This window comes from Pseudomonas sp. E102, from assembly GCF_052660185.1.
The window spans coordinates 136,233-156,421 of record NZ_CP084025.1; the positions used below are offsets into that span (position 1 = coordinate 136,233).

18 protein-coding genes are annotated in these 20,189 nt (G+C 61.5%); 7 read left to right on the plus strand and 11 right to left on the minus strand.

The features are described from left to right. Positions 1–11 precede the first annotated feature (11 nt). The 7 genes from folK to dksA form a co-directional block, all read right to left on the minus strand. On the minus strand, positions 12–497 hold the full coding sequence (gene folK / locus DOCECA_RS00665; protein ID WP_434609519.1) for a 2-amino-4-hydroxy-6-hydroxymethyldihydropteridine diphosphokinase: 486 nt from the start codon (positions 495–497) through the stop codon (positions 12–14). Between the two features lie 3 nt (positions 498–500). Further along, on the minus strand, positions 501–1,898 hold the full coding sequence (locus DOCECA_RS00670; RefSeq protein ID WP_445571306.1) for a polynucleotide adenylyltransferase PcnB: 1,398 nt from the start codon (positions 1,896–1,898) through the stop codon (positions 501–503). 714 nt (positions 1,899–2,612) lie between these two features. Continuing rightward, positions 2,613–4,046 (minus strand): sigma-54-dependent transcriptional regulator, encoded by a 1,434-nt coding sequence (locus DOCECA_RS00675; RefSeq protein WP_420767606.1) that lies wholly within the window; start codon positions 4,044–4,046, stop codon positions 2,613–2,615. A 22-nt stretch (positions 4,047–4,068) separates the two neighbouring features. Continuing rightward, complete coding sequence (locus tag DOCECA_RS00680) at positions 4,069–7,023, minus strand: sensor histidine kinase (RefSeq protein WP_434701214.1); 2,955 nt, start codon at positions 7,021–7,023, stop codon at positions 4,069–4,071. Next, positions 7,007–7,183 carry a hypothetical protein gene (locus DOCECA_RS00685; RefSeq protein ID WP_003176118.1) on the minus strand — a complete coding sequence of 59 codons (177 nt, stop codon included), beginning with the start codon at positions 7,181–7,183 and terminating at the stop codon, positions 7,007–7,009. Before DOCECA_RS00685 ends, DOCECA_RS00680 begins: the two co-directional genes overlap by 17 nt. A gap of 77 nt (positions 7,184–7,260) precedes the next feature. Beyond that, positions 7,261–8,142 carry a tRNA glutamyl-Q(34) synthetase GluQRS gene (gene gluQRS / locus DOCECA_RS00690; protein ID WP_445571307.1) on the minus strand — a complete coding sequence of 294 codons (882 nt, stop codon included), beginning with the start codon at positions 8,140–8,142 and terminating at the stop codon, positions 7,261–7,263. A 228-nt stretch (positions 8,143–8,370) separates the two neighbouring features. Continuing rightward, positions 8,371–8,814: an RNA polymerase-binding protein DksA gene (gene dksA / locus DOCECA_RS00695; protein ID WP_420767603.1), complete on the minus strand. Its 444-nt coding sequence runs from the start codon at positions 8,812–8,814 to the stop codon at positions 8,371–8,373. Between the two features lie 333 nt (positions 8,815–9,147). On the opposite strand from dksA, the gene DOCECA_RS00700 reads away from it, so the two are divergent. Together DOCECA_RS00700 and sfsA are read left to right on the plus strand one after the other, a co-directional pair. Then, entirely contained in the window at positions 9,148–10,320 is a 1,173-nt protein-coding gene (locus DOCECA_RS00700) for a pyridoxal phosphate-dependent aminotransferase (RefSeq protein WP_445571308.1), read from the plus strand. Further along, on the plus strand, positions 10,320–11,078 hold the full coding sequence (gene sfsA, locus DOCECA_RS00705; RefSeq protein WP_445571309.1) for a DNA/RNA nuclease SfsA: 759 nt from the start codon (positions 10,320–10,322) through the stop codon (positions 11,076–11,078). Before DOCECA_RS00700 ends, sfsA begins: the two co-directional genes overlap by 1 nt. Here the strand turns inward: sfsA and DOCECA_RS00710 are convergent. Beyond that, a complete protein-coding gene (locus DOCECA_RS00710; RefSeq protein ID WP_445571310.1) occupies positions 11,034–11,351 on the minus strand; it encodes a Rieske (2Fe-2S) protein in 318 nt (105 codons plus the stop codon). The genes sfsA and DOCECA_RS00710 overlap by 45 nt on opposite strands. Positions 11,352–11,520: 169 nt before the next feature. Between DOCECA_RS00710 and DOCECA_RS00715 the strand changes: the two genes are divergently transcribed. From DOCECA_RS00715 to DOCECA_RS00730, 4 genes are read left to right on the plus strand one after another with little or no spacing between them, the layout of a single operon-like run. Continuing rightward, positions 11,521–12,390, plus strand: coding sequence for a heme/hemin ABC transporter substrate-binding protein (locus DOCECA_RS00715; RefSeq protein WP_445571311.1), 870 nt, complete (start codon positions 11,521–11,523; stop codon positions 12,388–12,390). A 50-nt stretch (positions 12,391–12,440) separates the two neighbouring features. After that, positions 12,441–13,424, plus strand: coding sequence for a FecCD family ABC transporter permease (locus tag DOCECA_RS00720; RefSeq protein WP_420767662.1), 984 nt, complete (start codon positions 12,441–12,443; stop codon positions 13,422–13,424). After that, positions 13,424–14,191 (plus strand): heme ABC transporter ATP-binding protein, encoded by a 768-nt coding sequence (locus tag DOCECA_RS00725; RefSeq protein WP_434562280.1) that lies wholly within the window; start codon positions 13,424–13,426, stop codon positions 14,189–14,191. Before DOCECA_RS00720 ends, DOCECA_RS00725 begins: the two co-directional genes overlap by 1 nt. Before the next feature lie 21 nt (positions 14,192–14,212). Beyond that, positions 14,213–15,061 (plus strand): ChaN family lipoprotein, encoded by an 849-nt coding sequence (locus DOCECA_RS00730; protein WP_445571312.1) that lies wholly within the window; start codon positions 14,213–14,215, stop codon positions 15,059–15,061. 221 nt (positions 15,062–15,282) lie between these two features. Here DOCECA_RS00730 and DOCECA_RS00735 read toward each other — a convergent pair whose 3' ends face one another. The 3 genes from DOCECA_RS00735 to DOCECA_RS00745 all read right to left on the minus strand — a co-directional run bounded on the left by DOCECA_RS00735 (position 15,283) and on the right by DOCECA_RS00745 (position 17,754). Then, complete coding sequence (locus DOCECA_RS00735) at positions 15,283–15,555, minus strand: TfoX/Sxy family protein (protein WP_420767596.1); 273 nt, start codon at positions 15,553–15,555, stop codon at positions 15,283–15,285. 210 nt (positions 15,556–15,765) lie between these two features. Beyond that, positions 15,766–16,107 (minus strand): pentapeptide repeat-containing protein, encoded by a 342-nt coding sequence (locus DOCECA_RS00740; protein WP_445571313.1) that lies wholly within the window; start codon positions 16,105–16,107, stop codon positions 15,766–15,768. A 90-nt stretch (positions 16,108–16,197) separates the two neighbouring features. Further along, positions 16,198–17,754, minus strand: a complete 1,557-nt coding sequence (locus tag DOCECA_RS00745; protein WP_445571314.1) for a bifunctional aminoglycoside phosphotransferase/ATP-binding protein — start codon at positions 17,752–17,754, stop codon at positions 16,198–16,200. A 116-nt stretch (positions 17,755–17,870) separates the two neighbouring features. On the opposite strand from DOCECA_RS00745, the gene mrcB reads away from it, so the two are divergent. Next, positions 17,871–20,189, plus strand: a complete 2,319-nt coding sequence (gene mrcB / locus DOCECA_RS00750) for a penicillin-binding protein 1B (protein WP_420767593.1) — start codon at positions 17,871–17,873, stop codon at positions 20,187–20,189.

The following is a 20,189-nucleotide window of genomic DNA, read 5'->3' on the forward strand; positions in this document are numbered from 1 at the left end:
GGATGTCTTCGTCAGATAAGGGGCAAGCGTTCCAGGCCGACGAATGGGCACGCCGCAAGCAGGTCCTTGAGACGGCGTCCGTCAGCGAGGCGCAGGTCGGCGGGCGCCAGCTCTGCCAAGGGATAGAGCACGAAGGCCCGGGCCTGCATATGGTAATGAGGAACCTTGAGACGGGGTTCGTCGATCAGGCGATCGCCGAACAGCAGGATATCCAGGTCCAGCGTCCGCGGGCCCCAGCGCTCCAGGCGTTCACGCCCTTGATCGGTTTCGATGGCTTGCAGCGCATCGAGCAGATCCAGCGGTGCGAGGCTGCTCTCCAGCGCCGCCACGGCGTTGGTGTAGCGTGGCTGGCCAGGAAGCAGCGAGTCGCTTTGATAAAACGCCGAGACGCCTGCCAATCGGGTCTCGGACAGTCGCGCCAGCGCTTCGACGGCGCTGCGCAGTTGTCCTGCGGGTTCGGCCAGGTTGCTGCCCATGCCGATGTAGATGCGTTCCATCGCTTACTCGCCCGAGGCGCTCGGTACACCCGCGCGCTTGCGCTTGGCACCGCTGCTACGTCGGCGCTTGCGCGGGCCGCCGGTGCCGTCGTCCTTGCCGCTGAGGTCACGGATCATGTCGCGGCGTTCGCTGTCGTTGGCGTCCTGGTAATCGGTCCACCATTCGCCCAGGCCATCGGTCTGCTCGCCCGCGCTTTCGCGCAGTAGCAGGAAGTCGTAGCCGGCGCGGAAACGCGGGTTGTCCAGCAGCAGGTCGGCGCGTTTGCCGCTGCGGCGGGGGAGGCGTTCCTGCATGTCCCAGATTTCGCGAATCGGCATCGTAAAACGTTTTGGAATGGCGATGCGCTGGCACTGTTCGGCAATCAGCTCGTGGGCGGCTTCCTGCATCGCCGGGATCGGCGGCATGCCGCGCTCTTGCAAGCGCAAGACGCGGGCGGGGAGGGCCGGCCAGAGCAAAGCGGCGAACAGGAACGCCGGAGTTACCGGTTTGTTCTGCTTGATGCGCAGGTCGGTGTTGATCAGCGCTTCGCTGATCAGTGTGTGGGTGTAGGTCGGGTTGTATTCCAGCGCCTCGGCACTGGCTGGGAACAGCGGGTCGAACAATTGCAGGTCGACGAGCATCTCGAAGGTGTCTGCGGCGTTGCCTGAAAGGAACAGCTTGAGCACTTCTTCGAACAGGCGAGCCGAAGGAATTTCCCTGAGCATGGGGGCCAGGTCGCGGATAGGCGCGGCGCTGTGTTTCTCGATACCGAAATCCAGTTTGGCGGCGAAACGCACGGCCCGCAGCATTCGCACCGGGTCTTCCTGGTACCGCTGCCTGGGATCGCCGATCAGGCGGATGAGCCGATTGCGGATGTCGTGTACGCCGTTGGCGTAATCGAGGATGCGTTCGCTGACCGGATCGTAATACAAGGCGTTGATGGTGAAGTCGCGGCGTTGCGCGTCTTCTTCCAGCGTGCCGTAGACGTTATCGCGCAGGATGCGTCCGCTTTCGTTGCGAGAAGAATGGTTGCTGTCTTCGTCTTCGTCATTCTGCGGATGGTTGGCGCGAAAAGTCGCCACTTCAATGATTTCGCGGCCAAAGTGGATATGCACCAGCTTGAAGCGACGCCCGATGATCCGTGCGTTACGGAACTCGGCCCGTATCTGCTCTGGCGTGGCGCTGGTGGCGACGTCGAAATCCTTGGGGGTGATGTTCAACAGCATGTCACGCACGCACCCGCCGACCAGGTAGGCCTGGTAGCCGGCGTTCTGCAGGCGTTCGACGATGTTCACCGCGTAACGGCTGAATTGGGCCTTTTGCAACGAATGCTGGCCGCTATTGAGCACTTCAGGCGTGCTGCGTATGTGTTGCGTACGACGCAAGGGAGAACGGAATGACTGGAACAGCTTCTTCAGCATGGGATGCACTGTTTGAAGGAATATTCGGCCAAAAACCAAGAATGACCGCATGATGGGCGGGGATTCTAGCATTTAGTCGAGGGATCGTGTAGGACGCAGGCGTTTTGTGTTGCAAGCGTTGAGCGACAAGCTTGTAGGATGCGGGAAGGCTGAACGACAGAAACCACAAGGGGAGCCGAAGCTCCCCCAGAATTAGTTGCGTGCTCTTTTTTTATTATTGGTTTCGGGCTTCTTGTTTTTGTTGAGCGCCCATATCACGAGGTCTTCCCTTCGTGACCCTCCCAATCGGGAGCCAAGAGCAAACGGATTGCTTTGGTCGCTGTGTTGCAGTGATCAATCGATCCAACCAGTTCAGGCACCTGTCTTGAGACAGTTTTTATTGTTCTCGGCCTGGTTGTGGGGCAAGCCCCAAATACAACGCCTCTCCAAAAGAATCAGTTAGCTGCGCCTCTCGCCGTCTTGTTTTTATTGTGCGTGAGTCGATTCGTCTTATTTTTATTGTCTTGTGCATTGCTTGTTGTTGTTCTTGTACCAAAGCTATAGCAGGGTGCGTGCCAACTTTTGCAAGGCCCAGGAAAGACGGGGGTTCTATGCTTATTCCGGTTTGCTCGGGGCAAAAAAAGCCGGGATTTCGTTACCGTAAACCCCGGCTTTTGTTACGTGAAAAAGCTGAGGTAACAGTTTTTTCACATCCAGCGATGTTACCTGGGCACCTCAGCTTTCGCTGGTGGCCCCGGTCTTGCGCCGTGGAATACCCAGGCGCTGCCGGCGTTCCCACAGGCATTTGCGGCTCACGCCCAGCTTGCGCGCCAGCTCCGTCTCGGTCATGTGGTCCTGGTGCTCGAGGACGAAGTGCTGGAAGTAGTCTTCCAGCGACAGGTCCTCGGTGGGCTCGTGGCTGGTGTTGTTCGCGCCGTTTTGCTGCGGTGCGAGCCCGATGAACTCCTCATCGTCCAGGTCGCCCACCTCGATATCGATGCCCAGCAGGTCGGCGGAAATTTCCGGGCTCTCGCACAGGATCACCGCGCGCTCCACGGCATTCTCCAGTTCGCGTACGTTACCCGGCCAGGCGTAGTGACGAATGGCCTGCTCGGCGTCCGGGGCAAACTTGAGGTCGGTGCGGTTGACACGCGCACTCTGGCGGGCCAGGAAGGCATTGGCGATTTCATTGACGTCCGCGCCACGCTCGCGCAGCGGCGGCAGCTTGAGCGCGATCACGTGCAGGCGGTAATACAAGTCCTCACGGAACTGGCCGATCTTCGCCAGGCTCTTGAGGTCCCGGTGGGTCGCCGCGATCAGGCGCACATCGACTTTCTGCGATTGCACGGAGCCCACCCGGCGGATTTCGCCTTCCTGGAGCACGCGCAGCAACCGCGCCTGGGCTTCCAGAGGAAGTTCGCCAATTTCATCGAGAAACAACGTGCCGCCGTCCGCTGCTTCAACAAGGCCGGCGCGCCCGGCGCTGGCGCCCGTGAATGCGCCTTTTTCGTGGCCGAACAATTCGGACTCGATCAGGCTTTCCGGGATGGCTGCGCAGTTCACCGAGATCATCGGGGCCTTCGCCCGGCGGGACAGGTTGTGCAGCGCCCTGGCCACCAGTTCCTTGCCGGTGCCGGACTCGCCCTGGATCAGCACATTGGAGTCGGTCGGCGCCACTTTACGGATCTTGCCGTAAAGGTCCTGCATCGGAGGGCAAGAGCCGATGATGCCGATTTCGCCGTTGCTGTTGCTTGCGCCCACCTTACCGGACGCCGCGGCCTTACCGTTCGTCGCTTCCGCTGGCTGGCTGCTCGCCGTCTGTCGATCACGCAGGATCCGGGCCACGGCCTGGAGCATTTCGTCGTGGTCGAATGGCTTGGCGATGTAGTCGACCGCGCCCATTTTCATGGAATCGACCGCCGAGCGCAGGCTGGCGTAGCTGGTCATGATCAGTACGGGCGTGCCCTGGCCGAGCTTGATCAGCTCGGTGCCGGGTGCGCCGGGCAGGCGCAGGTCGCTGACGATCAGGTCAAAGGTTGGAATACTGAAGCGTTCTTGTGCTTCCTGCACGGAACCGGCTTCGCTGACCTGGTACTGGTTGCGTTCCAGCAGGCGGCGCAAGGCGGAGCGGATGATTGTTTCGTCTTCGACGATCAAAATGTGCGGCATTGATTCGATTCTCTCGACGGTCTCAGTTCACAGCGGACGTCGCTTCGACATGACGCGGCAAGGTCACCCGAATACGGGTGCCGCGTTGGCTCTGAACATCGGCCGGGCTGTCGATGGTGATTTGTCCATAATGCTCTTCAACGATGGAATAGACCAGTGCGAGGCCCAGACCGGTGCCTTCGCCAGGATCCTTGGTGGTGAAGAAGGGTTCGAACAATCGGTCCATGATGTTCTGTGGAATACCGCTGCCTTCGTCTTCGACGATCAGGTCGACGGTATGTTCGAAAGCTTCGCTCTTGACCCGTACCGCGCTGCCGGCCGGTGAGGCGTCGCGCGCGTTGGAGAGCAGATTGATCAGCACCTGGGCGAGCCGTTGGGGGTCGCCGTCGACCCAGTGTTCGGGGTCGCACAGGTTGAAGAACTGGACTTCGAAGTTGCGCCGGTTGAGCGCCAGCAGGCCGATGGCGTCCTGGGCCACTTCGGCCAGGCACACCGGCTCGTCGTTGTGCTGATGACCGCCGGCGTGGGCGAAACTCATCAACGACTGGACGATGCGCGATACGCGCTTGGTCTGTTCGAGAATCTGGCCGCTGATTTCCGTCAGCTCGCCATCGTCCTCGCGCTCTTCGCGCAGGTTCTGCGCCAGGCAGGCGATGCCGGTGATCGGATTGCCGATTTCATGGGCCACCCCGGCGGCCAAGCGACCGATGCTGGCCAGGCGCTCGGAGTGGACCAGCTTGTCTTCGAGCATCTGCGTGTCGGTCAGGTCTTCCACCAGCAGCACCAGGCCGCTGTTGCCCGGCGCCAAAGGCTCGTCGATCGCTGCCTTGTGCAGGTTCAGCCAGCGGGTCTGTCCGTCCAGGGCCAGGTGTTGTTTGTGCAGATGCTCGTCCGGCAGGTCGATGAAGCCTTGCAGCAAGCCTTTCCACGGCTCGCCCAACGTGCTCAGGCGGGAACCGACCACCCGCTGCGCGGCAATCCCGGTCAGTTCTTCCATGGCCTTGTTCCACATGAGGATCTCCTGGTCCTTGGCCAGGGAGCACACGCCCATCGGCAGTTCCTGCAGGGTCTGGCGATGGTAACGGCGCAAGGCATCCAGCTCGGCGGCCAGGCCGGTGAGGCGCGAGTGGTAATCCTCCAGGCGGCTCTCGATGAAGTGGATGTCTTCGGTGACATAGTTCTCGCCGCCGGCCTTGTAGGGCAGGAACGTTTCGACCATGTCCTGGGCCACGCTGGGGCCCATCAGGCCGGACAGGTTGGCTTCGATCCGATCCCGCAACCGACGCAAGGCGTATGGACGGCGTTCGTCGAATGGCAGGTAAAGGTCGCGCAGGGCCTGTTCGACTTCCTTTTGCGCGGCCTTGGCGCCAAGAGGCTTGGCCAGTTGAGTGGCGAATTCCTGGGGCGAGGCAGCGTGCAGTTCACGGCGCTGGGGCCGGCGCACGTTATCCACAGCGCAGGCTTCGGCGGCACTGGCTTCTTCGCTGCTGGCATTGGTGAACAGCGAGATCAGGGTAAACATCAGCACGTTTGCCGCCAGCGAGGCGATGGCTGCCATGTGCCAACTGGTGTCGTCGAGCACGTAGATCATGTTCAACAGCGGAATATAGAAACCCTGCAGGTTGCCCAGCAGCGGCAGCAGCATGGCGACCAGCCAGACCACGATCCCCGCCAGCAGGCCGGCGATAAAGCCGCGGCGGTTGGCGGTCGGCCAATACAACACTGACAGGACGCCGGGCAGGAATTGCAGGGTCGCAACGAACGCGACGATGCCCAGGTTGGCCAGGTCCTGTCCGTCGCCCAGCATCAGATAGAAACCGTAGCCGGCCATGATGATCGCGACGATCAATGCGCGACGGGTCCATTTCAGCCAGCGATAGATGTTTCCCTCGGCTGGAGGCTGGTAGAGCGGCAGTACCAAGTGGTTGAGAGCCATGCCCGACAGTGCCAGGGTGGTCACGATGATCAGGCCACTGGCCGCTGACAGGCCGCCGACATACGCCAGCAGCGCCAAGGCTTCATTGTTGGCGGCGATGCCGATGCCGAGGGTGAAATACTCCGGGTTGGTGCTGGCGCCCAGTTTCAAGCCGGCCCACAGGATCAGCGGCACGGCCAGACTCATCAACAGCAGGAACAGCGGCAAGCCCCAGCTCGCGCTGACCAATGAGCGCGGATTGAGGTTCTCGGTGAAGGTCATGTGGTACATGTGCGGCATGACGATCGCCGAGGCGAAGAACACCAGCAGCAGCGTGCGCCACGGGCCTTCCTGGAGCGGCGTATGCAGCGCGGCGAGGGCGGTCTGGTTCTGCAACAGCCAGATCTCGAGCTGCTGCGGGCCATCGAATACGCCATACAAGGCATAGAGGCCGACGCCGCCGATGGCGACCAGCTTGATCACCGATTCGAAGGCGATCGCGAACACCAGGCCTTCATGTTTTTCCCGCGTGGCGATGTGCCGCGAGCCAAAGAAAATCGTGAACAGGATAATCAGGACGCAGAAGCTCAGCGCCACCCGGTGCTGCACCGGTTCGTGGGTCAGAATGCTGATGGAGTCGGCGACCGCCTGCATTTGAAGCGCCAGCAATGGCAGCACGCCGACCAGCATGAAGATGGTGGTCAGCGCACCGGCCCAGGTGCTGCGGAATCTAAAGGCGAACAGGTCGGCCAACGAAGACAATTGATAGGTGCGGGTGATTTTCAGGATCGGATAAAGCAGCACCGGCGCCAGCAGAAAGGCGCCGGACACCCCGAGGTAACTGGACAGGAAACCATAGCCGTATTGGTACGCAAGGCCGACCGTGCCATAAAACGCCCACGCACTGGCGTAGACGCCCAGCGAGAGGGTGTAGGTCAGCGGGTGGCGAATGATTGCCCGGGGGATCATGCCTCGTTCACTGATCCAAGCCACGCCGAACAGCACCGCCAGATAGGCGCCGCTGATCAGGATCATCTGGGTCAGGCTAAAGCTCATCGGCATCTTTTTGGCTCTGCAGGATGAAGGTCACGACGATCAGGATCAGCCAGAGCAGATAGGGCCGATACCAGGCACCCGTGGCATCGATCCACCAATCCATGATGGCTGGGGAGAACAGGTAAATCCCCACTACCAGGAGCAGGACCAAGCGATAGATGTACATCCCGGCCTCTCTTTTTTATGCACGTGCCCGAAAACGTGCGGCGATGGTAACGGATAGGCGGCAGGCTGCAAGGGCCGTCACTGTATTTGCGCTTCGGGCAGGGACAGTGTGCGTGGGATCTTTCCCGCATCCCAGTGGCGAATGCCCCAGGCCAGCAACTCCCGTGGGCTGGCATCGACCAACTCCGATGCCGGTTGCTGGCCCAGTGCGCGCAGCGCTCTCAACAGCAGAGGCGTTGCCTGATCGGCCGTCAAGGGTGGTGAACGATAGGATTTGCCGAGTTTGTGCCCGTCCGGCTGGGTAATCAGTGGCACGTGCAGATAGCGCGGTTGTGGCAACCCAAGCAGTTCTTGCAGGTATAGCTGGCGCGGCGTGGAATCCAGCAGGTCGGCGCCTCGGACTATATCGGTGACACCCTGCCAGGCGTCGTCCAGGACCACTGCCAATTGGTAGGCATACAGCCCGTCGCGGCGACGAATCACAAAGTCGCCGGCCTCGCGGCCCAGGTGCTGGCGGAATTCGCCTTGGACCCGATCGACGAAATGGTATTCAAGTTCGGGGACGCGCAGGCGGATGGCGGCGTCTTCGATGTTGTGACCTGCGTTGCGGCACGGTCCCGGATAAATGCCCTGATAGGGTTCCAGTTGCTTGCGCGAACAGGTGCAGGCGTAGGCGAGGCCTTGGTTGAACAAGCGATCGATGACCTGCTGGTAGGCGGCGTGGCGGTCGCTCTGGCGCACCATTTCACCATCCCATTCAAAGCCGTAGCTTTCCAGCGCCTTGAGAATTGCCGCCTGCGCGCCGGGCTCTTCCCGGGGCGGGTCGAGGTCTTCCATGCGCAACAACCAGCGTCCGCCCACGGCCCGGGCGTCGAGGTACGACGCCAGGGCGGCGACCAGCGAGCCGAAATGCAAGTGGCCGCTGGGGGTGGGGGCGAAGCGTCCGGTGTAGTCAGTCATAGAGCGAATTTTACGGGGTCCGGGCGAAAGGAGTGCAAATCTTGATGACGGAGCATAATTCCCTGTGGGAGCGAGCCTGCTCGCGAAAGCGGTGTGGCTGTCACATCAATGTTGGCTGGACGAACGCATTCGCGAGCAGGCTCGCTCCTACAAGAACTGAGGGCATGGGAGCCTCGCAAACAAAAAACGGAGCGTATGAACGCTCCGTTTCGATGACAGCCCCGGCGATTACTTGCCGACCTGTTTTTCCTTGATTTCCGCGAGGGTCTTGCAGTCGACGCACATGTCGGCGGTCGGACGTGCCTCCAGTCGCTTGACGCCAATCTCGACGCCGCAGGACTCGCACCAGCCGTATTCTTCGTCTTCGATCAGTTGCAGCGTCTTGTCGATTTTCTTGATCAGCTTGCGTTCACGGTCGCGAGCGCGCAGTTCAAGGCTGAATTCTTCTTCCTGGCTGGCACGGTCGGCCGGGTCGGGGAAGTTAGCAGCGTCGTCCTTCATATGGTCAACCGTGCGGTCGACTTCCTGCATCAAGTCCTGTTTCCACTTGTTCAGGATCTTGGTGAAGTGCGCGCGCATGGGGGCGCCCATGTACTCTTCGCCCTCTTTCGCGACATACGGCTCAAACCCGCTGAGCGACTGATTTTGATTCTGCTTTGCTTGGGTGGGCATGAATGGACCGCCTCTACTCTTGTAATCCACTACGCAGGATTGCTCCATCACCGACACCTGCCGGCCCTGCGGCTGCAAGCGGGCGAACTTACCAGATCAAATCAGCCTGCGCTACTCCCGGTTGTCGAGCCTGGCGCGGCTGGGGCCCGTAAAACATGATCGGGTCCGGTTCGGTGGTGTTGCAAACCTGCTCAATGCTTGATTTTAGTCAAGTCTGGGTTTAACGCTGGAGTCATTTCCAGCTAGCGCTAGGACCGTTTTAGATTTGCGCTCGTTCCCGCACCCGTTCCCGAGTTGGGTAGAATCGGTTCTTTTTTCGTGAAGGACGGCCCAATGGCCCAGCCCTACAGCGCACGCAGCCGTGCCATCGAACCATTCCATGTCATGGCGCTGCTGGCCCGCGCCAACGAACTGCAGGCCGCCGGGAACGATGTCATTCACCTGGAAATCGGCGAGCCGGACTTCACCACCGCCGAGCCGATCATCCAGGCCGGCCAGGCTGCCCTGGCCGCCGGCAAGACCCGCTACACCGCGGCCCGGGGCATTCCCGAGCTGCGCGAAGCCATCGCCGGTTTCTACGCGCAGCGCTACGGCGTGGAGATCGATCCCCGGCGCGTCCTGGTTACTCCGGGTGGCTCCGGCGCGTTGTTGCTGGCCAGTGCTCTGCTGGTGGACCCTGGTAAACATTGGCTATTGGCCGACCCAGGCTATCCCTGCAACCGTCATTTCCTGCGGCTGATCGAAGGCGCGGCACAATTGGTGCCCGTGGGGCCGGACGTGCGTTATCAGTTGACGCCGGACCTGGTGGATCGCCATTGGGACCAGGACAGCGTCGGTGCTCTGGTGGCTTCCCCGGCCAACCCGACCGGGACGATTCTCAGCCGGGATGAATTGGCGGGATTGTCCAAGGCGATCAAGGCCCACAACGGGCACCTGGTCGTCGACGAGATCTATCACGGCCTGACCTACGGCACCGACGCCGCCAGCGTGCTGGAAGTCGATGACGATGCGTTCGTCCTTAATAGCTTTTCCAAATATTTCGGCATGACCGGCTGGCGGCTGGGCTGGCTGGTGGCGCCTTCGGCGGCCGTCGCTGAGTTGGAAAAGCTCGCGCAAAACCTCTACATCAGTGCTCCAAGCATGGCCCAGTACGCGGCCTTGGCCTGTTTCGAGCCGGCGACTATTGCGATTTTCGAACAACGGCGCGCCGAGTTCGCGCTGCGTCGTGACTTTCTCCTGCCAGCGTTGCGTGAGCTGGGGTTCGGCATCGCAGTGGAGCCCCAAGGGGCGTTCTACCTTTATGCCGATATCAGCGCTTTCGGCGCAGATGCCTTCGCGTTCTGCCAGCACTTCCTGGAAACCGAACACGTGGCGTTCACGCCGGGGCTCGATTTCGGTCGTCATCAGGCCGGTCATCACGTGCGTTTCGCCTACACCCAAAGCCTGCCGCGGCTGCAAGAAGCGGTGGAGCGAATTGAACGCGGACTGTGGAGCTGGCAAGGCTGATGCTCTTTTCCCCTGCCTTGGAAGAAGGACGGTTGATTCGACGTTACAAACGTTTTCTCGCCGATATCGAGACCGTTCATGGCGAACTGTTGACAATTCATTGTCCCAACACCGGCTCGATGCTCAATTGCATGGCCGAGGGCGCGCGCGTCTGGTTCAGTCGCTCCAACGACCCCAAACGCAAGTTGCCGGGCACTTGGGAAATAGGCGAAACCCCTCAGGGGCGCTTGGCCTGTATCAACACCGCGCGGGCCAATGGGTTGATCGAGGAAGCGCTGCGCGCCGGTGTCATCAGTGAGCTGAACGGGTTCATAGGGCTCAAGCGGGAAGTGGCCTATGGCGTCGAGAACAGCCGCATCGATTTTCGGCTCGACTACGCGGATCGCAGCTCGGCCTGGGTCGAGGTGAAAAGCGTCACGCTGGGTTTCGACGGGACGAATGTCGCGGCGTTTCCCGATGCGGTAACCCTGCGTGGCGCCAAGCACCTGCGAGAGCTGGCTTGCCTGGCGCGGGAGGGCGTGCGCGCGGTGCAGTTGTATTGCGTGAACCTGAGCGGCATCGATGCGGTGCGGCCGGCGCACGAAATCGACCCGGTGTACGCCGCGGCGTTGCACGAGGCCGTGGCCGCCGGGGTGGAAGTGTTGGCATATGGCGCCACGCTGACGCCGGAGCAGATGTGGGTCGATCGTCCGCTGCCGGTGTTGCTTGAGCCACTACAGCTCGACCCAAATGCCTTGATCGTCCTCCCGGCTATCTAGCGCCGCGAGGAACTGTCCGGCGCAAGGGCCGGCGACGCACTCACCGCTTTCGATCAGGAACAGCGCGCCGTGGGTCGCGCACTGGATGAGGCTGGCGCTGGTATCGAGAAACTGGTCGGGTTGCCATTCCAGCGGCACGCCGCGGTGCGGGCAGCGGTTGAGATAGACATACGCCTGGCCTGCGCGCCGCACGGCCAGGACCTTGCGCCCATTCATGTCGAAACCGCGACTGCCGCTTTCAGGCAGCTCGGCGGTGCTACAAAGAAATTTCATGTGAGTCTCTAGGTGTCATAAGGACGGGCTCGTTGAAGGCTATGTTGTCGAGTGCCATGCTTGACGGTCAAATGAAAACAATTATCAAATGGCGCCTCCTTCGCAGGTGGTGTCGAGGATACTTGTCCAAGCCCGACCCTGTGGAAAACTTCTTCGAGGAAGCTGCCCGATGCGCCTGAATGTCCGCGTTGCTGCGCTCTGTATCGTCTTGCTGGCCTGCCAGGGAGCGTTGGCGGCCGATCTTGCGCAGCGCTGGGTGAGCGCCGGCGGCGCCTTGTCCGAGTGGGTCGGCGCGCTGGGTGGTGAATCGAAACTGGTGGGCGTGGACACGACCAGCCAGCATCCCGAATCGCTGCGAGCGTTGCCCAGTATCGGTTATCAGCGGCAGCTATCGGCGGAGGGCGTGCTGAGCCTGCGTCCGCAGATTCTGGTGGGTACCGAAGAAATGGGGCCGCCTCCGGTTTTGGCGCAGATTCGCAACGCCGGGGTGCAGGTCGAACTGTTCTCTGCGGCGCCAAGCCTGGCGGCGCTCCAGGACAATCTGCGTCACCTGGGTCAGTTGTTGGGAGCCGAGTCCAGGGCTAGAGAATTCTTCGAGGATTATCAACAGAGTCTTTCCCGGCATAGCGTTAGGGTGGATGAAGCCCGGCTCAAGCAAAAGGCGCCTGGTGTATTGCTGTTGGTGGGCAGCGCTGGCGGCAAGCCGCTGGTCGCGGGCAAGGACACCGCCGCTGATTGGCTACTGCAACAGGCCGGCGGCCACAACCTGGCGACCCACAGCGGTTACAAACCGTTCTCCGTTGAAACCCTGGCCAGCCTGAACCCTGAAGTGCTGGTCTTCGCCGATCGTGCCTTGCGCGGTGAAGAGGCGCGCGCGGCGTTGTTCAAGGAAAATCCGATCCTGTCCTCGACGCGCGCCGCCAGGGACGGGCGCGTCATGGAGCTGGACCCAACGTTGCTGGTGGGCGGACTAAGCCCACGTTTGCCGCAAAGCCTGGTGAAGCTGACCAATGCGTTCTATCCGGCCCAGGTGCCATGACGGCGCTAGTCAAGCCGCGCACGTTGTTTGTTGGGCTGGGCCTGCTGTGTCTGCTGGCGACCTGGCTGTCCCTGGCGTTGGGACCGGTGAGCTTGCCCTTATTCGATACCTTGCGGGCCGCCCTGCGCCTGTTGGGTTTGCCGGTGGCCGCCGATGGCCTGGAGCAGGCCGAGCTGATCCTTGGCCAGATTCGTCTGCCGCGCACGTTGCTGGGACTGATGGTGGGGGGAGTGTTGGCGCTGTCTGGCGTGGCGATGCAAGGATTGTTTCGTAACCCGCTGGCCGACCCGGGGTTGGTGGGCGTGTCCAGTGGCGCGGCGTTGGGTGCCGCGTTTGCCATCGTCGCCGGCTCGGCGCTGGGCGGGGTGCCCGAAGCGTTGGGGCCTTACGTGTTGTCGTTGTGTGCGTTTCTCGGCGGGCTTGGAGTCACGGCGCTGGTCTATCGCCTCGGCCGGCGCAACGGCCAGACGCATGTCGCCACCATGCTCTTGGCTGGCATTGCCTTGACCGCGCTCTCCGGCTCCGCGGTCGGCTTGTTCACTTACCTGGCGGACGATGCGACCTTGCGCACCCTGACGTTCTGGAACCTGGGGAGCCTAAACGGTGCCAGCTACGGGCGGTTGTGGCCGTTGTTGCTGGTCAGCGTCGGCGTCGCGATCTGGCTGCCGCGTCGCGCCCGGGCGCTTAACGCCTTGCTTCTCGGCGAATCGGAAGCCGCCCATCTGGGCATCGACGTCGAACGGCTCAAGCGAGAGTTGGTGTTCTGCACCGCCTTGGGCGTCGGGGCTGCCGTCGCGGCGGCGGGCATGATCGGCTTTGTCGGGCTGGTGGTGCCGCACCTGGTACGGTTGATGGCGGGGCCGGACCACCGCGTCCTGTTGCCGGCATCGGTGCTGGCGGGGGCGAGCCTGTTGCTGCTCGCCGATTTGGTCGCGCGTCTGGCGCTGGCCCCGGCTGAGCTGCCGATCGGCATCGTCACGGCCTTCATCGGCGCGCCGTTTTTCCTTTATCTTTTGTTGCGGGGGCGCGCCTGATGTTGCGAGCGCAGAACCTGTACATTCGCCGGGGCCACAAAACCGTATTGGCGGATATTGATCTGCAGCTCACTCCGGGCGAAGTGCTGGGTGTGCTGGGTCCCAATGGGGCGGGCAAAAGTACGCTGCTCGCCGGTTTGTGTGGAGAAATGCGTCCGGCACAGGGAGAGGTCTGGCTCGATGATCGGCCACTGGCCCAGTGGGAAGGCAGCGAGCGCGCCCGTCGCCTGGCGGTATTGCCGCAGACCTCGACCCTGGATTTCGCATTCCGTGTTGAAGAAGTCGTCGGCCTCGGGCGGCTGCCCCACCAGAGCGGCCGGATACGTGACGGGCAAATTGTCGAATTGGCGCTGCGGGCTGCGGACGCCGCACATTTGCAAGGTCGCAATTACCTGAGCTTGTCCGGCGGTGAGCGACAGCGGGTCCATCTGGCCCGGGTACTGGCGCAATTGTGGCCGGGCGAGGCGGGACAGATCCTGCTGCTGGACGAACCCACTTCCATGCTCGATCCGCTGCATCAGCACACCATTCTGCAAGCGGTGCGTGAATTTTCCGGTCGTGGCGCGGCGGTGCTGGTGATCCTGCATGACCTGAACCTGGCGGCGCGTTACTGTGATCGCCTGTTGCTGCTGGCGTCCGGCAGGCCGGTGGCCCTGGATTCGCCCCAGCAAGTGCTGCGCCCGGAGCCCCTCAAGGCGGTGTTTGGCCTGGACGTGCTGGTGCAGTCCCATCCGGAGCGCGGCCATCCGTTGATCATTGCCCGCTGAGTCTGGCTGGAGAATACCGATATGCGCTTGATCCTGATGCTGGCATTGGCTGTGTTGACGGCCTGTCAAACTGTCGAGCCCCCTCCGCTTGGTGGACGGATTCGTGATTTGCACACCGGCCAATCGATCACGCCCCAGGTATTGGTCAAGCGTTTGGCGGGTGCCCAGCGAGTCGTGGTTGGAGAGCAACATGACAATCGCGATCACCATGAATTGCAGCGTTGGCTGCTCCAGGCCTTGGCCGAGCGACGGGCCCAAGGCAGCCTGTTACTGGAGATGTTGACGCCCCAGCAACAACCACGGGTCGACGCGGTTCGCCAGTTGTCTGCCTTGCCAAGGGATCTGCCCGGCGCGTTGGACTGGTCGCCAGGTTGGGACTGGAGCCTCTACGGGCCCATGGTCGAGTTCGCCCTGATGCAATCCTATCCCGTGCTGGCGGCCAATCTGGACAGCGCGCAGATCCAACGGATTTATCGTCAAGCGCCTGTGATGCAGGGAGTTCGTTCCAATTCGGATGCTGTGAAGGGCGTGCTGCTGGAGCAGATCCGTGAGTCCCACTGCGGAATCCTGCCAGAGTCGCAAATGCCCGCGATGCTGGCTGTGCAGCAGCAGCGTGACCGGCGCATGGCCGAACGATTGCTTGAGGCTCCCGCGCCGGCGTTGTTGTTCGCGGGCGCCTGGCATGGCCGCAAGGACGTTGGCGTGCCGCTGCATGCGCTGGATCTGGGGGCCCACGATGGGCCGTCGGTGCTGATGTTGGCTGAAGAGGGCAGCAATGTGACACCGGCCATGGCGGATTACGTGTGGTACACCCCGGCAATGCCGCCGCAGGATTACTGCGCGCAAATGCGTTCAGGCGACGCGAAGTGATTCTCCAGGCAAAAAAAAGACCCGGCAAAAGCCGGGTCAAATAACCGTGATTAGCCTGATGAGGAGATATCTGAGAGTCCGAACCAAGGGCTTTTCAAATATCGACCAGTCTCGCGACCGGATGTGGTAATCATAGCGATTCTCATTACCAAGTCAAACATTCTTTCCCGATTGCCCGAAGTTTCTTGGCGTGAGCGGGTCGGACGCGAGAAAAAATGGTTTCAGGCTTTGTGCCGCGCCGAAATGGCATCCAACTGTTTGTTGAGGGCTTCCTTGCGTTCCGGGGGGATATCGTTCCAATGCATGTCCATCAGCGCGCCTTCGATGGCATACAGCAGCACTTTGGAAGCGCGAAACCCGCGAGTGCGTACGGCGCGATAGGCGTCTACCGCGCCGAGCCGGCGCAGATCCGAGGCGCTGTGGATGCCCACGGCGTGCAGCCACTGGGCTGATGTCTTGCCCAGATTCTTCAGGTGTTGCAGTTCATCATTCATCGAGCCTCCTTGCGACGGCCGACTGGTGCAGTGGGCAAGCTTTTCAGGAGTGTAGCGTTCAGCAGGAAAAGCGTGATTCTTTGATCGGAATCGACGCAAAAGCTTCTAATGCATTACGCACGATGGTTGAGGGAAGAAGGAAAAGCGCATCGTCCAGCGCAGGCAGGGGCGCTGGAGAGTGATGGTGCCGCAACCACGGGTGCCGTCGTTTCAGCGGGTGCGATAGCGCAGGCGAGTGCCGAAATTCATCGACATCAGGATCTCGTCGGCAGATAGCTCGGGTGGAAAGTAGGTGCCGGAGATCTGCGCATGAGCCAGGCTCGCGCCTTCCAGTGACGACTTGCGAAAATCGATGCCGCGCAAATCGGTGGAACGGAAGTAGGCATCCGTGAAATCCACGTTGTCGGCGTTCAATTCCCGCAGGTCGAGGCCACGAAAATCGCCGCCGCGCATATCGATAGGACCTTGAGGTCGTTCGGCGTTAAACCCGGCGATGTCATCTTTGCGCAACAAGGCATAAAGCGGGGTATCGAGAAGCTTTGGGTGGCTCATGGCATATCACCTGATGGTTTTATGACGCCAGTATAGTGCCACTATTCGGCGGCCGTGAAGCCGGGCGTCGCTTCACGGCCGAAATAGTTTCTACAGGCCCGGCAAGCGCTGGCGGATCTGCGCCACCACGACATCCAGCGTGCCGCTTTCGTTGGTTTGAACCCGTTTGCTGCAAAGGATTTCTGCCGGCGTCAGTGCTTCCCGGCTGGCCTGCTGGGCGGCGATGACGGTCAGGTTGGCATCGGAAGGATCCTTCTGGTCGGCTTGGCGCTGGGCGAGCCGGCTCTCGATCACTGCTTGCGGCGCCTCGCAATCCAGAATCAGGAACGGCGCGCCCGTGCCTTCGGCAACCTTGGCCGCGGCGTCGCGCTGATCATGCTTGAGGTAAGTGGCATCGATCACCACGGGGAAACCGGCGTGGAGGATCGCATCGGCGACCTCATGCAGCCGGGCGTACGTGGCGCTGCTGGCATCGCTGCTATAGATGCCGGCCTGTGGATCGTTCGGCACTTGCTGTTCACCGAACAGGCGCTTGCGTTCCACGTCCGAGCGCAGGCGAATCGCGCCAAGCGCTTCCACCAGGCGCATCGCTACGTGGCTTTTGCCAACGGCGGACACGCCATGGGTGATGGCCAGGAAGCGCGAAGGAATCGTGCTGTAGCTTTCCGCCAGGTTGGCGTAGTTGCGGTATTGACGCAGGGTCGTGGCGCGCTGCACCGGATCGGCTTCGGCGGGCATGCTGAACAGCGCGACCTTGGCGCGGACCAGGGCACGATAGGCCTTGTAGAAGTTCAGCAATTCCAGGCCATCGTAATCGCCGGTCAGCTCCAGGTATTGGCTGACGAAGCGTCGCGCCAGGGACTTGAGGCCGCGGTCTTCAAGGTCCATCGCCAAGAACCCGGTGTCGGCGTAGACATCGGTGAAACGGAATGGCTCGTTGAATTCGATGCAGTCGAAGATCACCACTTTGCCGTCGATCACCGTGGCGTTGCCCAGATGGATGTCGCCGTGGCATTCGCGAATGAAACCGTCGGCCTTGCGTTGGGTAAACAACGGCTTGAGCCGCTCGAAGCTGGTTTCCGCCCAGGCCTGGAGAGCCTCGAGTTGCAGCAGGTCAGCCTTGTCGTTGAGGAATGGACGGATCTGTTCGAAATTCTGCCGCACCGGCGCCATGACGCTGTCTGGTGTGCCCGCCGCATTGTCGGCAGGCACTTTTGGCGTGGTGAGGTGGAACTGGGCGATCTGCGCGGCCATTTCATCGATGTGCGCGGTGGTCAGTTCGCCATTGGCCTGCAGCGTGCTGAGCAGTTCACTCTGGGGGAACTGGCGCATTTTCAAGGCGTATTCGATAGCCGGGCCGTCGCCGCCCAGTTGTGGCGCTTCGGCACTGCCAGTGATCGGCAAGACTTCCAGGTAAAGGTCCTGGGTCAGGCGTTGGTTCAGGCGCAGTTCTTCGCCGCAGAAATGCTTGCGTGCGTCGAGGCTGGTGAAGTCGAGGAAGCCGAAATTGACCGGTTTCTTGAATTTGTAAGCGTAGGGGCCGGTGAGCAACACCCAGGAAATGTGGGTTTCGATGACCTGGAACCCTTCGATGGGATGCGGGTAGAGGGCTGGGTTTTGCAGGGCAGCGATCAGTGATTGGCTCACGGGCGATCCTTCAGAGACTGGAAAATTCCAGGCGGTCATTATGGCCGCAAGCGGCGCTAACGCAAACCTTGGCGGACTCATGTTGAACCTCGACAAAGTGCGTATAATCCGCCGCCATGACTCGTACCCGATCCCCCCGCACCCCCAAGAAACCACCCGCCAGCCGCCTGCGGCCCTGGTTGGGGTGGGCCCTTAAACTGAGCCTGGTAGGCCTTGTCGTGCTTGCCGGTTTTGCCGTCTACCTCGATGCTATCGTCCAGGAGAAGTTCTCCGGCAAGCGCTGGACCATCCCGGCCAAGGTCTACGCACGGCCGTTGGAGCTGTTCGTCGGACAAAAGCTGAGCAAGGATGATTTCCTGACTGAGCTCGATGCCTTGGGTTATCGCCGCGAAAGCGTCGCCAATGGTCCCGGAGCGGCGTCGGTGAACGGCAATACCATCGACCTCAACACCCGCGGTTTCCAGTTCTATGAAGGCATGGAGCAGGCGCAACCGGTGCGGGTGCGGTTTTCCGGCGACTATGTAGCCGCGCTGACCGGTGCCAACAATGCCAAGCTGTCCGTGGTGCGTCTTGAGCCGCTGTTGATTGGCGGCCTATACCCCAAGAACCTCGAAGACCGGATCCTGATCAAGATCGACCAGGTGCCACCGTTCCTGCTCGATACGCTGATTGCCGTCGAGGACCGTGATTTCTACCATCACTTCGGCGTCTCGCCCAAGTCGATCGCCCGTGCCGTCTGGGTCAATACTTCTTCGGGGCACATGCGCCAGGGCGGCAGTACCTTGACCCAGCAGTTGGTCAAGAACTTCTACCTGACCAACGAGCGCAGCCTGACCCGCAAGTTGACTGAAGCCATGATGGCGTTGCTGCTGGAGCTGCACTACGACAAGCAGGAGATCCTGGAGGCGTACCTCAACGAGGTCTTCGTCGGGCAAGACGGCCAGCGCGCGGTGCACGGTTTCGGCCTGGCCAGCCAGTTCTTCTTCAGCCAGCCACTGTCCGAACTCAAGCTGCACCAGGTGGCGTTGTTGGTGGGCATGGTCAAGGGGCCGTCTTCCTACAACCCGCGTCGTAATCCGGAGCGTGCGCTTGAGCGCCGCAACCTGGTGCTCGATCTGTTGCAGCAGCAGGGCGTGGCAACGGCGGAACAAGTCGAGGCGGCGAAAAAGATGCCGCTGGGCGTGACCAAGCGTGGCAGCTTGGCGGACAGCTCGTTCCCTGGCTTCATGGACCTGGTCAAGCGTCAACTGCGAGAAGACTACCGCGACGAAGACTTGACCGAAGAAGGCCTGCGGATCTTCACCAGTTTCGACCCGATCCTGCAGATGAAGGCCGAGGCCTCGGTCAATGACACTTTCAAGCGACTGGCGGGGCGCAAGGGTTCCGACGAAGTCGAAGCGGCTATGGTGGTGACCAACCCTGAAACCGGGGAAGTCCAGGCGATGATCGGCAGCCGCCAGGCCAGTTTCGCAGGATTCAACCGGGCGTTGGACGCGGTGCGACCGATCGGCTCGCTGATCAAACCGGCGGTTTATCTCACTGCTTTGGAAAAGCCAAGCCAGTACACGCTCACCAGTTGGCTGTCCGATGAGTCGTTCTCGGTCAAGGGCGCGGACGGGCAGGTCTGGACGCCGCAGAACTATGATCGTCGTCCCCACGGCACGGTGTTCCTGTACCAAGGCCTGGCGCATTCCTACAACCTATCGACGGCCCGCCTCGGGCTGGAAGTCGGCGTGCCGAATGTGCTCAAGACCTTGGCGCGCCTGGGAGTGAACCGCGAATTCCCGGCCTTCCCATCGATGCTGTTGGGCGCCGGTGGCCTGGCTCCGATCGAAGTGGCGGCCATGTACCAGACCCTTGCCAATGGTGGCTTCAACACACCGATGCGCGGGATCCGCAGCGTGTTGACCGCCGATGGCGAGCCGCTCAAGCGTTATCCGTTCCAGATTCAGCAACGCTTCGACCCGGCTTCTATTTATCTGATCCAGAGCGCCATGCAACGAGTCATGCGCGAAGGCACTGGCAGTTCGGTCTATAACGTACTCCCACGGACGTTGACCCTGGCGGGCAAGACCGGTACGAGTAACGATTCGCGCGACAGCTGGTTCGCCGGATTCAGCCAGGACTTGCTGGCGGTTGTCTGGCTTGGCCGTGACGACAATGGCAAGACGCCGTTCACTGGCGCCACCGGTGCGTTGCAGGTCTGGACCAGTTTCATGCGCAAGGCCGATCCGCTGCCTCTGGACATGCCGCAACCCGACAACATCGTCCAGGCCTGGGTCGATTCGCGCACTGGGCAAGGCTCCGATGCCAACTGCCCGGGCGCTGTGCAGATGCCGTATATTCGCGGCAGCGAACCGCCACCCGGTGCAGCCTGTGGTGGTCAGAATCCCGCCGAATCGGTGATGGATTGGGTCAAGGACTGGATGAATTAA